Source organism: Myxococcus sp. AM010, assembly GCF_013372585.1.
Taxonomy (GTDB): Bacteria; Myxococcota; Myxococcia; order Myxococcales; family Myxococcaceae; genus Myxococcus; species Myxococcus vastator.
Genome location: NZ_JABXEO010000115.1, coordinates 1 through 19,855, shown reverse-complemented (window position 1 = coordinate 19,855; position 19,855 = coordinate 1). Strand labels below are relative to the sequence as shown.

Below are 19,855 nucleotides of genomic sequence, written 5' to 3'. Positions count from 1 at the left end.
GCACGTGGCTCATCACCGGCGGCCTGGGGGGACTGGGGTTCGTCTTCGCGGAGCACCTCGCGCGCACGCGCCAGGCGCGGCTGGTGCTGCTGGGGCGCTCGGTGCCCCGTCTGGACGCGGGAGGGCCGCCGGGGGAGGAGGCGCGCGAGCGGCTGGGGGCCCTGGAGCGGCTGGGGGCCGAGGTGCTGCCCCTCGCGGTGGACGTGGGGGATGAGGCGCAGCTCGCCGCGGCGCTGGCGCGGGCCCGGGAGCGCTTTGGTCGCATCGAGGGCGTCCTCCATGCGGCGGGGGTGCCCGGAGGCGGCGCGCTCCAGCTCCAGACGCGCGAGCAGGTGGAGGCCGTCTTCCGGCCGAAGCTGCTCGGCGCGCTCAACCTGGGCCGGCTGCTGGCGGCGGACCCTCCGGACATCTTCGTCCTGTGCTCGTCCGTGACGAGCCTGCGAGGTGCGCCGGGACAGGTGGCGTACGCGGCGGCCAACGCCTTCCTGGACGGCTACGCCCACCTGCTGCGGTCGACGGGGCTGCGCGCCGTCTCCGTCGGCTGGGATACGTGGGGCGAGGCGGGCATGGCCGTGGCGGCGCTTCGGGGCGCCCGGGCGCGCTCGGCGCCGGGCGTCCTGCCGGGACACCCGCTGCTGGGGTCGCGCCAGGTGGAGGGCGAGGACGTCGTCTACACGCAGGTGATGGGGCCCGAGCTGCAGTGGGTGCTCGATGAGCACCGGGTGCTCGGCCAGCCGCTGATGCCCGGCACGGGCTACCTGGAGATGGCCGTCCGCGCGCTCACCGCCGAGCGCCCCGGGAGGACGGTGGAGCTGAGCGACGTCGTCTTCGTGACGCCGCTCACGGTGATGCCCGATGAGCGCCGCGAGGTGCGGCTGGTGCTGAGCCCGTCGGGGGCGCGCCTGCGCTTCCGCGTCCAGAGCCGCCCGGCCTTGTCGCCGGAGGAGGCGTGGCGGGAGCACGCGCTCGGCACGGCGCGTTGGACGGACGAGGCCGCCCAGGTCCAGCCGCTGGGGGCCGCGGAGGCGCGGTGCACCGAGGTCCTGGAGTCGGCGCAGTCGCTGATGGGGGACGCCGGCGAGCATCACATCGTCTTCGGCCCGCGCTGGACGACGGTGGACACCCGGCTGTCCTTCGGGAGCCGGGAGCTGCTGGCGACGTTCTCGCTGGCGGACGCGTACCGGGACGAGTTGAGCACCTACTGCTTCCACCCCGCGCTCATGGACGTGGTGACGGGGTACTCGCGCCTGCTGGAGCTGCGCGAGCGGGGCGTGGCGGGCGCGGCGGCGCAGGGCTTGTTCCTGCCGCTGACGTACCGGCGGCTGCGCGTGTACGGGCCCGTCCCGGCGCGCGTGCGCGTGCACACGCGGTGGCGGACCGACACGGAGGACGCGGCGTCGCTGCGCGTGTTCGACATCACCCTGCTGGACGAGCAGGGCACGGTGCGGGTGGACGTGGAGGGCTTCACCCTCAAGCGGCTCGACGACATGCACCAGACGTTCTCCGCGCCGACGGGAGCGGAGGGACCCGCGCGGGACGCCGCCGCTCCCGGGCGGCTCACCCTGCCGGGCGCGCTGAGCAACCAGGAGGGCGTGGAGTCCCTCTCGCGCATCGTCGCCGGCTTCGAGGGCGCGCACCTCTACGTGTCCCGCTCCCCCCTGCGCCCCCGCGTCGCGGAGCGCGCCGAGGCAGACTCCGCACCCCGGAAGCAGGGCGGCCGGGCCCCGCGTCCGACGCAGCGCACGCCCTACGCGGCGCCTCGCGACGAGGTGGAGCGGCAGGTGTGCGAGGCCCTCGCCGAGCTGCTGGGCGTGGCGTCCGTGGGCATCCACGACAACTTCTACGACCTGGGGCTCAACTCGCTCCTGATGGTGCAGCTGAGCGCGCGCCTGCGCGAGCAGCTCGACGTGCAGCTGTCGCTCAACGCGCTCCTGGAGCACGCCTCGGCGGCGCAGATTTCCGCGCAGGTGGCCGCGTCGAGGCACTCGTCCGCCGCGGCCCCGGCGCCGCCGGGCGAGCCCGCCCTTCCTCCCGGCGTCGTGCGCCTGCAGAAGGGCGCGCCCGGCCGCACCCCGCTGTTCTGCATCCACCCGGCGGGGGGCTCGGTGTTCGGCTTCCTGCCGCTGGTGCGTCACCTGGACCCGTCTCAGCCGGTGTACGGCATCCAGGCGCGCGGCGTGGACGGCGACGTGCCGCCCGACACGCGCATCGAGGACATGGCGCGGCGCTACCTGGAGCTGGTGCGCCGCCTCCAGCCGGAGGGCCCCTACCTGTTCTGCGGGTCCTCCATGGGGGGCACCGTGGCCTTCGACATGGCCGGGAGGTTGACGGCGCTCGGCCAGCGCGTCGACCTGCTGGCGATGCTGGACACGCCGTCGGACGACGGCGGCACGGTGCGGCACTCGGAGCCGGTGACGGATGACTTCGTCCTCGACTACGTGAAGAAGCTCTCGCCCGAGATGTCCGACGCCTTCGTGCGGATGAACGCGGAGAACGGCGGCAGCTTCCTGCGCCTGTGGCGGGCGCACAACGAGGCCCTGCTGCTCTACCAGGCCGAGCCCGCCGACACCCGCATCCTCTACTTCCGGGCCCGTGTCCGGGACCACCTCATCCCCCACCATCCGGAGTACGGCTGGATTGGCAAGGCCCGCCGGGGCATCGAAATCCACGAGGTGGAAGGCAACCACCTCACCATGAGCCTGGAGCCTCACGTGGAGAGGCTCGCCGCCCTGCTCAGGGAGCGTCTGCCGTCCTGAGCGTCCACCGCCTTCCGCATCCATTGCTCGCCGCCGGGGCGAGGAGAACCGAGTCATGTCCCGAGACACCGAATCGATGTCGCTGGAGGAGAAGAAGCAGCTCCTGAAGCGCCTCCTGGCGCGGCAGGACGAGGCCCCGCGGGCGGCGGCGGTGCCAGCGCCCTTCGCCCTCTCCCAGGGGCAGTCCGCCCTGTTCCACCTGCACCAGTCCAACCCGGACAACCACGCGTACCACACGCTGTTCTCGTTCCGCGCGCACGGCCCCCTGGACGTGGAGGCCCTGCGGCGCGCGGCGGAGGTGCTGGTGGACCGGCACGAGGTGCTGCGCACGACCTACGGCGTGGAGGACGACGGGCGGCTCGTCCAGCGCGTCCACGCGCAGGGCACGCTCCCCCTCACGCTGCATGACGCGCGCGGCGTGTCTGCGGCGGAGGTGCGCCGGCGGCTCGTGGAGGAGGTGCGGCGGCCGTTCGACCTGACGACGGGGCCGGTGGCCCGGCTGAGCGTCACCCGCGTGGACGGTGGCGAGCACCTGGTGGTCTTCACCCAGCACCACGTCTCCAACGACGCGCGGGCCTTGCAGGTGCTCCAGCGGGAGCTGCTCGCGCTTTATGGCCAGCTCGTGACGGAGGGCGCGCCGCGCCTGCCGCCTCCCGCCGTGCAGTACCGCCAGTTCGTGGAGTGGGAGCGGGCGCTGCTCGCGGGCCCGCGCGGCGAGGTGCTGGAGCGCTACTGGACGGAGCGGCTGGCGGGCGCGCCACCCGCGCTGGAGCTGCCCACCGACAAGCCCCGGCCCGCGGAGCAGGGCTGCCACGGCGACACCGTCATCCACGAGTTGGATGGGGGGCTGGTGCGGCGCGCGGAGGCGTGCGCGCGGGAGCAGGGCGTGACGCTCTATACCTTCCTGCTGGCCTGCTTCCACGTGCTCCTGTCGCGGCACACGGGCCAGCGCGACGTGCTGGTGGGGACGCCCACCAACACGCTCATGTCGGCGGAGGACCCGTCGTTCCAGGACGTCGTGGGCTACGCCGTCAACCCGGTGGTGGTGCGCGCGTCGGTGGAGGAGGGGCTGGGCTTCGACGCCTTCTGCCGGGACTTGCAGCGGCGGGTGCTGGAGGCGCTGGAGCACCAGGCGTACCCGTTCCCCCAGCTCGTGGCGAAGCTGGGCGGGCCGAGGGACGCGTCGCGTCCGCCCGTCTTCCAGGTGATGTTCAACTACCTGCCCGTCAGGGACCGCGACCCGCTGGCGATGCTCGGCCTGTCCGTGGACGAGGGCCGCACCTTCCAGGTGAACGGGTTGACGCTGTCTCCCTACGTCCTGCCCCAGCAGGAGGCCCAGTTCGACGTGGGCATGGAGTGCCTGAAGCTGGGCGAGCGGCTGGTGCTGGCGCTGCACTACAACGCGGACCTGTTCGTGGCCCCCACCGCCCGGCGGTTGCTCGAGCGCTTCGAGTGCCTGCTGTCCGACGCGGTGGAGCGCCCGACGGCCTCGTGTGACGCGCTGGAGCTGGTGTCCGCGGCCGAGCGCGAGGAGCTGCTCACCGGGCTCAACCCCCGGCCGGTGGACTGGGTGGATGGCCTGTCCATGGTGGATTTGGTGGAGGCGCAGGTGCGCCGCACCCCGGACGCCATCGCGCTGTCGGTGGGGGACACGCACCTGACGTACCGGGAGCTGAACGCGCGGGCCAACCGCCTGGCGCACCATCTGCGCGCGCGGCACGGCGCGGGCCCCGGCGTGCTGGTGGGGCTGATGGTGGACCGCACCGAGTGGCTCGTCATCGGGACGCTCGGCATCCTCAAGTCCGGCGCGGCCTACGTGCCCATCGACCCGGCCTATCCCGCCGAGCGCGTGCGCTACCTGCTCCAGGACAGCAGCAGCCGGGTGCTGCTCACCGAGCCGCGGTTCCTGGAGACGGCGCGCCAGGGCTCCCCCGCGGAGTGCGTGGATATCAGCGCCGCGCAGGCGGACTCGGAGCAGGACCTGGCGCACCGCCCCGACTGCCAGGACCTGGCCTACGTCATCTACACGTCCGGCTCCACGGGCCGCCCGAAGGGGACGCTCATCGAGCACCGCAGCGCGGTGTCCTTCCTGCGCTGGTGCCAGACGGAGTTCGACGCGGCCGACTTCGACGTCAGCTTCTTCGGCACGTCGTACTGCTTCGACCTCTCCATCTTCGAGCTGTTCTACACGCTGTCGGTGGGGCGTCGAATCCGGCTGCTGCGCAACAGCCTCCAGATTTCCGAGTACCTGGACACCGAGCGGCGCATCCTCATCAACACCGTGCCCTCCGTCGTGAAGGAGCTGCTGGCGGCGGACGTGGACCTGGGCAACGTCACCCTGCTGAACATGGCGGGCGAACCCATTCCCCAGAGCGTGATGTCCCAGCTGGGGGGGCTGCCCCTCCAGGTGCGCAACCTGTACGGCCCCAGCGAGGACACGACGTACAGCACGTGCTACCGCTTCCCCGGCGATGACCCGAAGGTGCTCATCGGCCGGCCGCTGGCGAACACCCGGGCGTACATCGTCGACAAGGCGCTGCGGCTGCTGCCCCGGGGCGTGCCCGGCGAGCTGTGCCTGTCGGGGGATGGCCTGGCGCGCGGCTACCTGGACCGGCCGGACCTGACGGCCGAGCGCTTCGTGCCCGACCCCTTCGTGGCCGGGAAGCGCATGTACCGCACGGGCGACATCGCGCTGTGGCGCGCGGACGGGAACATCGACTTCCTGGGGCGGCGCGATGACCAGGTGAAGCTCAACGGCTACCGCATCGAGCTGGGGGAAATCGAGGTGGCGCTCTCGAAGCACCCGGCCACGCGCGAGGCGCTGGTGCTGGCGCGGCCCGGGGCTTCGCGGGACATGGAGCTGGTGGCCTGGCTGGTGTGCGACGGGCAGGTGGAGCCGCGCGAGCTGCGGGCGTTCCTGGAGCAGCGCCTGCCGCGCTTCATGGTGCCGGGGCACTTCGTCTTCCTGGAGGCCTTCCCGCTCACGCCGAACGGGAAAATCGACAAGAAGGCGCTGGCGGCGCCGGTGCCCGAGGCTTCGTCCCGGAGCGCGGCGCCCCCCGTCGCGCCGCGCAGCGAGCTGGAGCGGGCGCTGCACCAGCTCTGGGAGCACGCGCTGAACGGCAGGCGCTTCGGCATCGACGACAACTTCTTCGACGTGGGCGGCAGCTCGCTGCACCTGACGCAAATCCACATGTCGTTGCAGCGGCGGCTGGGCCGGAAGATGCCGATGACCGAGCTGTACCGCTTCCCGACCATCCGCGCGCTGGCCGAGTACCTGGACCGGGGGCCGGAGACGCAGGCCGAGCCGTCGAACGACGAGCGGGCGGAGCGCCTGCGCAAGCAGGAGCAGTTCTTCCGGGCGCGCAAGGCGCGCCGGAGCTGAGTTCGCGCGAGGTGACGGGCCGGCGAGGGGCCCGTCGTGAAGGTTCATGGCCCCGTGGGGCTGGAAGAGGCGTGGAGATGACGGCTGAGACGTCGATGTCGGAGCAGTCCATCCAGGCGTGGCTCGTCGCGCGCATCACCGCGCTGCTGGGCCTGGAGCCGCAGGCGCTGGACCCCCAGGAGCGGCTCAGCCGCTACGGGCTGGACTCCGTGAAGGTCGTGGCGTTGATGAAGGAGCTGGGCGGAGTGCTGGGGCGCCCCGTGTCGCCGCTGCTGTTCTGGCGGCACCCCTCGCTTCACGCGCTGGCGGCCGCGCTCGTCCGTGGGGACGCGGAGGCCCCGCCGACGGCGGCGACGGAGGGCGCGCGCCCCGTGGACGAGCCCATCGCGGTGGTGGGCCTGGCCTGCCGCATGCCGGGCGCGCCGGACGTGGTCACGTTCTGGCGCCGCCTGTGCGAGGGGTACGACGCCATGCGCGAGGTGCCGGCGGAGCGCTGGGACATCGACGCGTACCACGACACCGAGCCCCAGGCGCCGGGGAAGATGGTGGCCCGCCGCGCGTCCTTCGTGGACGGCGTGGAGGGGTTCGACCCGCTCTTCTTCGGCATCTCCCCGCGCGAGGCGGCGGAGATGGACCCGCAGCAGCGGCTGATGCTGGAGCTGGCGTGGGAGGTGCTGGAGGACGCGGGCGTGCCCGCCCCGACGCTGCGGGACTCGAACACGGGCGTCTTCGTGGGCGCCATCTGGCACGACTACGCGGTGCTGCACCAGGGCGCGTGCGCGGCCGTCACGCCGCACACGGCGACGGGGCAGGCGCTCAACATCCTGGCCAACCGCATCTCCTACGCGCTGGGCCTGCGAGGGCCCAGCATCACCCTGGACACGGCGTGCTCCTCGTCGCTGGTGGCCGCGCACCTGGCCTGTCAGAGCCTGAGGGCGGGCGAGTGCCGGCTGGCGCTGGTGGGGGGGGTCAACCTGCTGCTGGCGCCGGAGACGAGCGTGGCGCTCACCAAGTTCGGAGGGCTGTCGCCGGACGGGGCGAGCAAGGCGTTCGCCGCGGACGCCAACGGCTTCGCGCGCGGCGAGGGCGCGGGCATGGTGGCGTTGATGCCGCTGTCGGCGGCGCAGGCGGCTGGCGTGCCCATCTACTGCGTCATCCGCGGCGGCGCGGTGAACAACAATGGCTTCGGCAACGGGCTGACGGCGCCCAGCGCGTCCGCGCAGGAGTCGCTGCTGCGCGACGCGTACGCGCGAGCGGGGGTGGCGCCGGGCCGCGTGCACTACGTGGAGACGCACGGCCCCGGCACGGCCCTGGGAGACCCCATCGAGGCCGGCGCGCTCGGCGCGGTGCTGGGCGAGGGGCGCGCCGAGGAGGGCGCGCTGCTCATCGGCTCGGTGAAGACGAACATCGGCCACCTGGAGGGCGCGGCGGGAATCGCCGGACTGCTCAAGGTGGTGCTGGCGCTGTCGCGCCGGCGCGTGCCGCCCAACCTCCACTTCGACGTGCCCAATCCGCTCATCGACTTCGGCGCGCTGCGGCTGAAGGTCCCCGAGCGGCTGCTGCCCTGGCCCGCCGAGGAGGAGCGGGCGCTGGCGGGGGTGAGCGCCTTCGGCTGGGGAGGCACCAACTGCCACCTGGTGCTGGAGGAGGCGCCGGGCGCGCGCGCGGAGCTGCTGACGCTGGCGGCGTCGGACGCGGAAGGACTGCGCGCCCAGGTCGCGCAGGTGGCGGCGCGGGCCGCCGACGCGGAGGCTCCCGAGACGCTGGCGGCGCTGTGCCAGTCGCCGGCGCGAAGCGGGGGCATTGGCGCGCACCGCGCGGCCTTCATGGCCCGCTCTCGCGCCGAGCTGCTGGCGCAGGCGCGGGCCTTCCTGGCGGGACAGGAGCGCGTCGGGCTGATGGTGGGGAGCCCGGCGCGCCCCTCGCCGCGCGTCGCCTTCGTGTGCACGCCCCAGGGCTCCCAGTGGGAGGGCATGGGGCGTGAGCTGCTGTCGCGGGAGCCCGTGTTCCGCGCGCGGGTGGAGGCGCTGGACGCGGCCTTCCGTCCCCTGGCGGGCTGGTCGCTGGTGGAGGCGCTGGTGACGCCGCACCCGCGCGCGGAGGACGCGGACGTGGTGCAGCCGCTGCTCTTCGCGGTGCAGGTGGGGCTCGCGGCGCTGTGGCGCTCGTGGGGCGTGGAGCCGGAGGTGATGGTGGGCCACAGCCTGGGCGAGGTGGTGGCCGCCTGCGTCACCGGCGCGCTGAGCACGGAGGACTCCGTCTGGCTGGTCCACCACTACAGCCGGTTGCAGCAGCGCACCGCCGGCCGCGGCGGCATGGCGCTGGTGGGGCTGCCGGCCGCCGAGGTGGAGGGGCTGCTGTCGCCCCTGGAGGGGCGGGTGGTGGTGGCGGGCTACAATGACGCGTCGACGACGGTGGTGTCCGGCGAGGCGGGGGCGCTGGACGCGCTGCTCGCGGAGCTGTCCTCGCGCGGGGTGTTCTGCTCGCGCATCCCCGTCAACGTGGCCGCGCACAGCCCCGAGATGGACGCCATCCGCGAGGACCTGGACGCGGCCTTCGCGCGGCTGCGGCCCCGGGCGAGCGCCCCGCGCTGGGTGTCCACGGTGACGGGCGAGGACCTGGAGGGGGCGTCGCTGGAGGCGTCGTACTGGAGCCGCAACCTGCGCCAGCCGGTGCGCTTCACGCAGGCCATCGAGAAGCTCGCGGCGGAGGGCATCGACACCTTCATCGAGCTGAGCGCGCACCCGGTGATGCGCCGCTCGCTGGAGCAGGCCCTGGCCCGGACGGGGCGGGCGGCGCTGACGGTGGCGTCGATGCGGCGCGACGACGCGCGCGGTGGGCTGCTGGATGCGCTGGGCGCGCTGTTCGCGTGGGGCGTGCCGGCGCGCGGGGCTGGCGCGAGGCCGGTGGTCGACCGGGCGGTGCTCCTGCCGCTGTCCGCGCGGACGCCCCAGGCGCTGGCGGACGTGGCGCGCGCGCTGGTGGCGCGCTGGGACGAGGCGCCCGCGCCGTCGCTGGCCGACGTGGCGCGCACGCTGGCGCTGCACCGGGCGCCGCTGGACCAGCGCTTGGCGCTCGTCGCGAAGGACGTGGCGGGCGCGCGCGAGGGGCTGGAGGCCTTCCTCCGCCAGGCGCCGCGTCCGGGGCTCGTCGTGGGGCGGGGGCCCGTGCCCGCGCGCGCGCCGGTGGTGTTCGTCTTCCCCGGCCAGGGCTCCCAGTGGGTGGGCATGGGGCGCGAGCTGCTGTCGGCCGAGCCCGTCTTCCGCGCCGCCATGGAGGACTGCGACGCGGCGCTGCGGGCCTTCGTGGACTGGTCGCTGCTGGAGGTGCTGGCTTCGAGCGAGGCGGGCTGGCTGGAGCGCATCGACGTGGTGCAGCCGGCGCTCTTCTCGGTGCAGGTGGGGCTGGCGCGGCTGTGGCGCTCCTGGGGCATCGTCCCGGACGCGGTGGTGGGCCACAGCATGGGCGAGGTGGCCGCGGCGCACGTGGCCGGGGCCCTGTCGCTGGAGGACGCGGCGCGCATCATCTGCCGTCGGAGCCGGCTGCTCTTGCGCACCAGCGGGCAGGGCGCCATGGCGGTGACGGAGCTGACGCTCGACGAGGCGCGCGAGGTGCTCCGCGGCGTGGAGGACCGGCTCTCGGTGGCCGCGAGCAACAGCCCGCGCTCCACGGTGCTCTCCGGAGACCCCCACGCGCTCCAGCGGGTGCTGGAGACGCTGGCGCAGCGGCAGGTCTTCTGCCGGCCCGTGAAGGTCAACGTGGCCTCGCACAGCCCGCAGATGGAGCCGCTGCGCGAGGAGCTGCTCGCGCTGCTCGGCGACCTCGCGCCGCGAGCGGGCGAGGTGCCGCTGCACTCGACGGTGCTCGGGCGCGTGGCGGACGGCACGGAGCTGACGCCCGCGTACTGGGTGCGCAACCTGCGGGACCCGGTGCTGCTGTCGCCGGTGATTGAGTCCCTGGTGGGCGCGGGGCACGGGCTGTTCGTCGAGGTGAGCGCGCACCCGGTGCTGCTGCCCTCCATCGAGCAGACGCTCGCGCACCTGGGCAAGGCGGGCACGGTGCTGCCTTCGCTGCGGCGCGAGCAGCCCGAGCGCGAGGTGATGCTGGAGTCGCTCGGGACGCTCTACACCGAGGGCCGCGCGGTGGCCTGGCGCGCGGTGACGCCAGAAGAGGGGCGCCAGGTGGCGCTGCCGACGTACCCGTGGCAGCGGGACCGGTACTGGTTCCAGCCGGGCGCGGCGGGCGCCTCCCGGGGCGCGGGGCAGGGGCACGCGGTGCTCGGCGTGGCGCGCCGGTCCTCGCTGCGGCCGGGGGCGCGCTTCTGGGACGTGGACGTGGCGGTGGAGCGGCTGCCCTACCTGAAGGACCACCGCGTGCAGGGCACGGTGGTGCTTCCGGCGGCGGCGTACCTGGACTGGGCGCTGGCCGCGGCCCGCGAGGGCCTGGGTGACGGCCCATGGGTCCTGGAGGACGTGCGCATCGACGAGGCGCTGGCGCTGCCCGAGGAGGGCTCGCGGCCGACCCAGTTGGTGCTGACGTCCGAGCCGGCCGGGGGCGCGTCATTCAAGGTGTCGAGCTTCGTGCCCGTGTCGGGGGCGGGCGCCGAGGTCTGGACGGTGCATGCGTCCGGGGCCGTGCGGACGCCGGGCGCGGAGGGCGCGCCGACGCCGGTGCCGCTAGATGAGGTGCGGCGGCGGTGCGCCCCGTCGCGCGACGGGGCGGCGCACTACCAGGAGATGGAGGAGCGCGGCCTGGGCTATGGCCCGACCTTCCAGGGGCTGCGCGAGGTGTGGCGGCGGGAGGGGGAGGCGCTGGGGCGGCTGGAGGTGCCCGAGTCCCTGGGCGCCGCGCGGGGGCTGCACCCGGCGATGCTCGACGCGGGCCTCCAGGTGCTCCTGGAGGCGCTGCCTTCCGGTGGCGGCACCCACGTCCCGGTGCGGGTGCGCCGCTTCGCGGTGTCGCGCGCGAACACGCCCGTGCGCTGGGCCCACGCGCGCGTGGCGGAGCCCGTCGCCGGTGAGTCCCTCCGGGAGGCGGACGTGTGGCTGCTCGACGCGGAGGGGCTGCCCGTGGCCGAGGTGCGAGGCCTGGTGCTGGCGCCGCTCGTGGGACAGCGCGACGCGCGGCAGGTGGCCCAGGACCGGGCGCTCTTCGAGCTGGCGTGGCACCGCGTGGCGGCGCCCGCGACGTCCACCTCCGCGGGGGCGCCCTGGCTCGTGCTGATGGAGGGACAGGGCCACGGCGCCGCGCTCGCGCGCGAGCTGGAGGCGCGAGGCGAGCGGTGCGTGCGGGTGGCCGCGGGGACGGGCTTCCGCCAGCTGGGGGCCGGGCAATTCGAGGTGGCGCCGGGCTCGCGTGAGGACTTCCGGCGGCTGCTGGCGGAGGCGTTTCCGGACGGCGCGCCCTGTGGAGGCGTGGTGTACCTGTGGGCGCTGGAGGCCGCCGAGGTGGAGGTGACCGGGGCGCGCGCAAGCGACGAGGCCGAGCGGTGGTGCGGCGGCGCGCTGCACCTGGTGCAGGAGCTGACGCGGGCGGCCTGGCGCGCCCCGCCCCGGCTGTGGCTGGTGACGCGGGGCGCTCAGGCCGTGGGGGAGGAGCGCCGGGTGTGCGCGGTGCAAGGCGCGCTGTGGGGCCTGGGCCGCGTGGTGTCGCACGAGCATCCGGAGCTGCGGTGCACCTGCGTGGACGTGGAGGAGTTGGAGCCGGAGGCGGTGGCCCCGGCGCTGGCGTCCGAGCTGCTCTGTGGCGCGAAGGATGAGCAGGTGGCCCTGCGCGCGCGGGGGCGGCACGCGGCGCGGCTGGCGCGGCGCCTCCCGGTGGAGTCCTCGGGCGAGTCCGTCGAGCCGAGGCTCCCCGCCGCGGGGCGCGCCTTCCGGGTGGAGATTCCCACGCCCGGCGTGCTGGACCGGCTGGTGGCGCGCGTGTCCGAGCGGCGGCGTCCGGGACGCGGCGAGGTGGAGGTCCAGGTGGAGGCGGCGGCCCTCAACTTCATCGACGTGATGAAGGCGATGGGCATCTATCCGGGGCTGCCGCCGGGGCCCGTCTCGCTGGGCGGCGAGTGCGCCGGACGCGTGGTGTCCGTGGGCGAGGGCGTCACGGGCCTCGTGCCGGGACAGCGCGTGGTGGCGGTCGCCGGGGGCAGCCTGGCCTCGCATGTCCTCGCGGACGCGCGCTTCGTGCGTCCGTACCCCGAGCGCCTGAGCGCCGAGGACGTGGCCACCGTGCCGCTCGTCTTCATGACGGCGTGGTACGCGCTCGAGCACCTGGGACGGCTGCGTCAGGGGGAGCGCATCCTCATTCACTCGGCGGCTGGAGGCCTGGGGCTGGCGGCGGTGCAGGTGGCCCAGGCGCGGGGCGCCGAAATCTTCGCCACGGCGGGCACGCCCGAGAAGCGCGAGTTCCTGCGCGCCCTGGGCATCGCGCACGTCATGGACTCGCGCACGCTGGCCTTCGCCGATGAGGTGACGCGGCTGACGAACGGCGAGGGCGTGGACGTGGTGCTCAACTCGCTCTCGGGTGAAGCCATCCCCCGCGGCCTGGAGCTGCTCGGCCCGGAGGGCCGCTTCCTGGAGGTCGGCAAGCGCGACATCTACGACGGCCGGGCGCTGGCGCTCACGCCGTTCCGCAAGAGCATCTCGTACACCGCCATCGACCTGGCGGGGCTCCAGGAGCGCAAGCCGGCGCTGTTCGCGCGACTGCTCCAGGAGGTGATGGAGCAGGTGGAGTCCGGCGCGCTGCGGCCCCTGCCGTACCAGCGCTTCCCCGCCTCGCGCGTGGCGGAGGCCTTCCGCGAGATGGCGCAGGGGCGGCACACCGGCAAGCTCGTCATTGGCATGGAGGACCCCGCGCTGACGGTGGCCCCCGCGCGCGCGGGCTTCCGGGTGCGCGCGGAAGGGACGTACCTGGTGACGGGCGGCCTGGGCGGCCTGGGCCTGTCGGCGGCGCGGTGGCTGGTGGAGCACGGCGCGCGTCACCTGCTGCTGATGGGCCGCTCCGCGCCGTCCGACGCCGCGCGCCGGACGCTGGCGGAGCTGGAGGCGCGGGGCGCGCGGGTGGAGGTGGCCCGGGCGGACGTCTCGGACGCGGAGCAGCTGGGGGCCGCGCTGGCACCGACGCGGAGCGGGGCGCTGCCGCCCCTGCGCGGCGTGCTGCACTGCGCGGGCGTGCTGGAGGACGCCACCCTGGCGGGGCTGACGACGTCGCACCTGCGCACGGTGATGGCGCCCAAGGTGCGTGGCGCCTGGAACCTGCACCAGCTCACGCGCGACGCGCCGCTGGACTTCTTCGTCCTCTACTCGTCGGTGGCGTCGCTGCTGGGGCTGCCGGGCCAGGGCAACTACGCGGCGGCGAACGCGGCGATGGACGCGCTGGCGCACCACCGGCGCGCGGTGGGCCTGCCGGCCCTGAGCGTCAACTGGGGCCCGTTCGCGGACGTGGGGCTGGCCGCCGCGCAGTCCAACCGGGGCGAGCGCCTGGCGTACCAGGGCATGGCGAGCTTCATGGCGCACGAGGGCGAGGCGCTGCTCCAGCGGCTGCTCGACGAGGGCGCCACGCAGGTCGCCGCGGTGCGCCTGGACGTGCGCCAGTGGCTGGAGTTCTTCCCGTCCGTGGCGCCCCTGCGCGTCTGGTCCGAGCTGAGCGCGGAGGGGCGGGGCGAGGTGGCCCGTCCCGGCTCGGACTTCCTGGCCGCGCTGAAGCAGGCGGAGCCGGGCGCGCGCCTGGAGCTGCTGGAGGCGCACCTGCGCGAGCGAGTCGCCCAGGTGCTCCGGCTGGAGCCCTCGCGCGTGGGACGGGCGGACCCGTTCCGGGCCCTGGGGCTCGACTCGCTGATGAGCCTGGAGCTGCGCAACCGGGTCGAGGCGTCCCTGGGGATGAAGCTCTCCGCGACGCTCTTGTGGACGTACTCCACGCTGGGCGCCCTGAGCGCTCACCTCCTCGAAAGACTGGAGCTCGCGCCGGTGCGCGAGCCCGCAACCCCTTCGCCGTCGAATGAGGGCCGGGAGCGCCCGGCCGAGGAGTCCGCCGCGGAGCTGGCGGTCCTCTCGGATGAGCGCCTGCTGGACCTCTTCGACGATGCGCTGAACGCTCTGGAGAACGAATCGTGAGTGACGCGACCCAGGAAAACGAACTGAAGCAGCGCATGGCGCGCGCCGTGCTCGCGATGCAGAAGGTACAGGCGAAGCTCGACACGTACGAGAAGGCGCGCACCGAGCCCATCGCCATCGTCGGCATGGGGTGCCGCTTCCCGGGCGGGGCGGACTCGCCCGAGGCGTACTGGAAGCTGCTGGAGGAGGGGCGGGACGCCGTGCGCCGCGAGCCGGCGTCGCGCCGCCAGGGGCCGGAGACGGGCACGCCTCGCTGGGGCGGCTACCTGGAGGAGGTGGACGGCTTCGACGCGGACTTCTTCGGCATCTCCCCGCGCGAGGCGGCCAGCCTGGACCCGCAGCAGCGGCTGCTGTTGGAGGTGAGCTGGGAGGCGCTGGAGAACGCGGGGCAGAACCCGGAGAAGCTCCTGGGCTCGTCCACCGGCGTCTTCGTGGGCATCACCGGCAACGACTACGAGCGCGTGCTGCCCATGGGGGCGGACCAGCTCGACACCTACTACATCACGGGCAACGGCCACTGCTTCCCGCCCGGGCGCGTCTCCTACGTGCTGGGCCTCCAGGGCCCGAGCCTCGCGGTGGACACGGCGTGCTCGTCGTCGCTGGTCGCGGTGCACCTGGCCTGCCAGAGCCTGCGGCTGGGGGAGTGCAACCTGGCGCTCGCGGGCGGGGTGAACCTCATCCTGGACTCGCTGAGCACGGAGATGATCGCGCGCACCCAGTCGCTGTCACCCAACGGGCGGTGCAGCACCTTCGACGCGTGGGCCAACGGCTTCGTGCGCGGCGAGGGCTGCGGCGTCATCGTGCTCAAGCGCCTGTCGGACGCGCAGGCGGAGGGAGACACCATCCTGGCGGTGGTGCGGGGCTCGGCCATCAACCAGGACGGCCGCTCGACGGGGCTGACGGCGCCCAACGTGCTCGCGCAGCAGGCGCTCCTGCGTCAGGCGCTGGCGAACGCGCGGGTGGAGCCCTCCGCCATCGGCTACATCGAGGCGCACGGCACGGGCACGTCGCTGGGGGACCCCATCGAGGTGGAGGCCCTGGCCGAGGTGGTGGGCGCGCCGAGGGCGGACGGCAGCCGGTGCGCCCTGGCGTCGGTGAAGACGAACCTGGGCCACCTGGAGTCCGCGGCCGGCATCGCGGGGCTGATGAAGGTCGTGCTCTCCATGCGGCACGAGCGCATCCCCAGGCACCTGAACTTCACCCGGCTCAACCCGCGCATCCGCATGGACGGCACGGCCTTCGTCATCCCGGCGGAGGGCGCGCTGCCGTGGGTCCGCTCGGAGAAGCGGAGGCTCGCGGGCGTCAGCTCGTTCGGCATGAGCGGGACGAACGCGCACGTCGTGCTGGAGGAGGCCCCCGCGCGCGCGGTGCCTTCGGTGGCGCCGGGCCGTCCGGCCTCGCACCTGCTGCTCTTGACGGCGAAGTCGGAGGACGCGCTGGCGGAGCAGGCGCGTCAGTACGCGAGCCACCTGTCCGCGCACCCGGAGCTGGACGCGGCGGACGTGTGCTTCACCGCGAACACCACGCGCGCGCGCTTCGCGCACCGGCAGGTGGTGGTGGGCGGGTCGACCCAGGCGCTGGCGGAGGCGCTGCAAGGCTTCGTCCGGGGCGAGGTCTCGGACGCGGTGGCCTCGGGCGAGGCGGCGCCCCGGGCTCCGAGGGTCGCCTTCCTCTTCACGGGGCAGGGCAGCCAGTACGTGGGCATGGGCCGGGAGCTGTACGCGACATCGCCGGTGTTCCGTGACGCGCTGGACCAGTGCGCGCGGCTGCTGAGGCCCCGGATGGAGCTGCTGCCCGTGCTCTTCCCTGCCGAGGGGGCGCACTCCCCCATCGACCAGACGGAGTACAGCCAGCCGGCGCTGTTCGCGCTGGAGTACGCGCTGGCGCAGGTGTGGATGCGCTGGGGGGTGGTGCCGCACGCGGTGATGGGCCACAGCGTGGGCGAGTTCGCCGCCGCCGTCGTCGCCGGCCACCTGTCGCTGGAGGACGGCCTGACGCTCATCGCCGAGCGGGGCCGCCTGATGCAGGCGCTGCCTGCGGGCGGCGCGATGCTCAGCGTCTTCGCGACGGAGGCCCAGGTGCGGCCGTTGCTGGAGTCGCACCTGGACCAGGTGTCGCTGGCCTGCCTCAACGCGCCCGGCCAGGTGGTGCTGTCCGGCGCGGGCGCGGTGCTCGCGCGGCTCGACGCGGAGCTCCAGGCGCAGGGCGTGCGCACCAAGGCGCTCGTCGTCTCGCACGCGTTCCACTCGCCGCTGATGGCGCCGATGCTCGACGCGCTGGAGGCCCAGGCCGCCCGCGTCAGGACGCTGCCGGGGGCGATTCCCCTCGTGTCGAACGTGACGGGCCGGCCCGTGGGGACAGGGGAGCTGGGCGCGCCGGGGTACTGGCGCCGCCACGCGCGCGAGGCGGTGCGCTTCCAGCAGGGCATGGAGTCGCTGCGCGAGCTGGGCATCGATGTGTTCGTCGAGGTGGGGCCCACCGCGACGCTGCTGGGCCTGGGCCGGGCGTGCCTGGGCGAGCAGGCGGCGTGGATTGCCTCTTTGCGCAAGGGACGTCCGGACGCCGAGCAGTTGCTGGGCGCGCTGGGGCGGCTGTTCCTCCAGGGCCACGACGTGGACTGGCGCGCGGTGGACCCGGAGCCTTCGCGGAGCAAGGTCGCGCTGCCCACCTACCCGTGGCGCCGCCAGCGCTACTGGCCGGCCGGGCCCGCGCGGCTTCCGGTGGAGCGCTCGGACAGCGCCCCCGCGCACGACGGCGCCGTGGCGGCGACGGCGCTGGACGCGGCCTCGCTGCTCCAGGTGCGCTGGGAAGCGTCGACCGCGAGCGGCCCGGGTGAGGGGACTCCGGGCGCGTGGATGCTGCTGTGCGACCAGGGGGGCGTGGGCGAGGCGCTCGCCGCCCGCCTGGAGCAGCGAGGTGTGCCGCACGTGAAGGTCTACGCGGGCGCTTCGTCCGTGCCGGGGGCCCTGGCCGTGGACCCGGCCGACGGCGTGGCGCTGGCGAAGCTGTGGCGGGAGAGCTTTCCGGGGAACCTGCCGCGCGCGGGCGTGGTGCACCTGTGGGGGCTGGAGGTGCCAGGCGTGGAGTCGCCTGGGACACTGAGGAGCAGCTCCCGGGAGCACTGCATCAGCGTGGTCTCCGCGCTGCGGGCGCTCGAGTCCTCCGAGGAGCTCTCCGGTCGGCTCTGGGTGGTGACGCGCGAGGCGTGCGCGGTGGAGGCGGGCGGGGGCCAGGTGGAGCCGTCGCAGGCGCTGCTCTGGGGCCTGGGCCGCGTGGCGGCGCTGGAGCATCCGGAGCGCTGGGGCGGGCTGGTGGACCTGGAGTCGGCGGGCGGTGACGCGCAGGTCGTCGCGCTGGAGGAGGTGCTCACGCGGGGCGCTGGCGAGGGCGAGGAGCAGCTCGTGCTGCGCGGCGGGCGCCGGTTCGTTCCCCGGCTCGCGCCGAGCCCCCTTCCCCCTGCGAGGACGGCGCCGCTGGAGGCGGCGGCGACGTACCTCGTCACGGGAGGCCAGGGCGAGCTCGGGCTGCACGTGGCGCGCTGGATGGTGCGGCAGGGCGCGCGGCATGTGGTGCTGACGGCTCGCAGCGCCTTCCCGGAGCGGGCAGATTGGGATGCCCTCGCGGCGGGCGGTGGGGACGTGGCCGCGCGCATCCTGGCCGTGCGGGAGCTGGAGGCCGCGGGCGCCACGGTGGTCCTCGCGCGCACGGACGTGTCCCGGCGCGAACAGATGGCGGAGCTGCTGGAGCAGGTGCGCACGACGATGCCCCCGCTCAAGGGCGTGGTGCACGCGGCGGGGGTCTCCACGCACGCGCGGCTGCGGGAGCTGGATGCCTCCGCGCTCGATGCCGTGCTGGCGCCGAAGGTGGAGGGGGCGTGGCATCTCCACGCGCTGACGCGGGACGCTTCGCTGGACTTCTTCGTCCTCTTCTCGTCCATCTCGGCGGTGTGGGGCTCGGTGGGCTCCGGGCACTACGCCGCGGGCAACGCGTTCCTGGATGCGCTCGCGCAGCACCGGCGTGCGCTGGGGTTGCCGGCGACGAGCATCAACTGGGGGCCGTGGGCGGGCCGGGGCATGGCCTCGCCCGACGCGCAGCGGTGGCTCGCGAACATGGGCGTGGACTCCCTGGAGGTGGGGGAGGGCGTCGCCTGGTTCGAGCGGCTGCTCGGCTCGGACGTCACGCAGGCCACGGTGGCGCGCGTGAGGTGGGAGCGCTTCAAGCCCATCTACGAGGCGCGCGGTCGTCGGCCGTTCCTGGAGGCGATGGACGCGGAGGCCGTTGCGCCCACCGGGACTCCGACGGCGAGCGCCGCGCCCGTGCTGGGGCGCGACGCGCTGGAGTCCGCGGTGCGCCAGCAGGTGGCGGGGGTGCTCGGGTTGGACCCCAAGCTGCACCTCCCGCCGGGGCGCGGCTTCGCGGACCTGGGCATGGACTCGCTGATGGCGGTGGAGCTGAGGGAGCGGCTCCAGCGCGTGGTGGGCCAGCCGCTGTCGGCGACGTTGGTCTTCAACTACCCGAACGTCCAGGCCCTCACGGAGTACCTGGTGGGCCTGGTGGCGGAGCGGACGCCTCGGACCGAGGCGCCCGCGGCGGAGCGCGTCGCGCGCGCGGACGAGCCCATCGCCATCATCGGCATGGCCTGCCGCTTCCCTGGGGACGCGGACACGCCCGAGGCGTACTGGCGCCTGCTGCGCGACGGCGTGGACGCCACGACGGAGGTGCCGGCGGACCGCTGGGACGTGGACGCGCTGTTCGACGTGGACCCGGAGGCGCCGGGGAAGGTGTACATGCGCAAGGGAGGCTTCCTGCGCGACGTGGCGGGCTTCGAGCCGCAGTTCTTCGGCATCTCCCCACGCGAGGCCGAGAGCATGGACCCGCAGCAGCGGCTGCTGCTGGAGGTCGGCTGGGAGGCGCTGGAGCGCTCGGGCATCAACCCGGACTCGCTGCGGGACACGAACACGGGGGTCTTCGTGGGGATCACCGCGTCGGACTACTCGCGCGTCATCCTCAACCAGGACGCCTCGGCGGTGGATGCGTACTTCGCGTCGGGCACGTCGCTGAACGTGGCGCCAGGCCGACTGTCGTTCGCGCTGGGGTTGCATGGGCCGAGCATGGCGGTGGACACGGCGTGCTCGTCGTCGCTCGTCGCGCTGCACCTGGCCTGCCAGAGCCTGCGCAGCGGTGAGTCCACCCTGGCGCTGTCGGGTGGCGTGAACCTCATCCTCACGCCCGAGGCCACGCTGTCCATCTGCAAGGCGCACATGCTCTCGCCCGAGGGCCGGTGCAAGACGTTCGACGCCTCGGCGGACGGGTTCGCCCGCGGCGAGGGCTGCGGAGTGCTGGTGCTGAAGAGGTTGTCGGACGCGGTGGCGGACGGGAACGAAGTGCTGGCGGTGATTCGAGGGACGGCGGTGAATCACGACGGGCCGAGCAGCGGCTTGACGGTGCCGAACGGGATGGCGCAGCAGGCGGTGATTCGGCAGGCGCTGGAGAACGGAGGGGTGAGAGCGGGGGAGGTGAGCTACGTGGAGGCGCACGGGACGGGGACGTCGCTGGGGGACCCGATAGAGGTGGACGCGATGTGGGGGGCGCTGGGGGAGGGGCGGAGC

The 19,855-nt window shown here is 74.4% G+C and carries 4 protein-coding genes; all 4 read left to right on the top strand.

All coding sequences use genetic code 11. The features are described 5' to 3' along the window. Positions 1-2,756: SDR family NAD(P)-dependent oxidoreductase (locus HV826_RS33125; protein WP_176421032.1), on the top strand; the 2,756-nt coding region annotated here is incomplete at its 5' end. 55 nt (positions 2,757-2,811) lie between these two features. Beyond that, complete coding sequence (locus HV826_RS33120) at positions 2,812-6,141, top strand: non-ribosomal peptide synthetase (protein ID WP_176421031.1); 3,330 nt, start codon at positions 2,812-2,814, stop codon at positions 6,139-6,141. A gap of 77 nt (positions 6,142-6,218) precedes the next feature. Continuing rightward, a complete protein-coding gene (locus tag HV826_RS33115; protein WP_176421030.1) occupies positions 6,219-14,246 on the top strand; it encodes a type I polyketide synthase in 8,028 nt (2,675 codons plus the stop codon). Beyond that, a partial coding sequence (locus HV826_RS33110) for a type I polyketide synthase (protein WP_176421029.1) occupies positions 14,243-19,855 on the top strand: 5,613 nt, incomplete at its 3' end. The genes HV826_RS33115 and HV826_RS33110, both read left to right, overlap by 4 nt.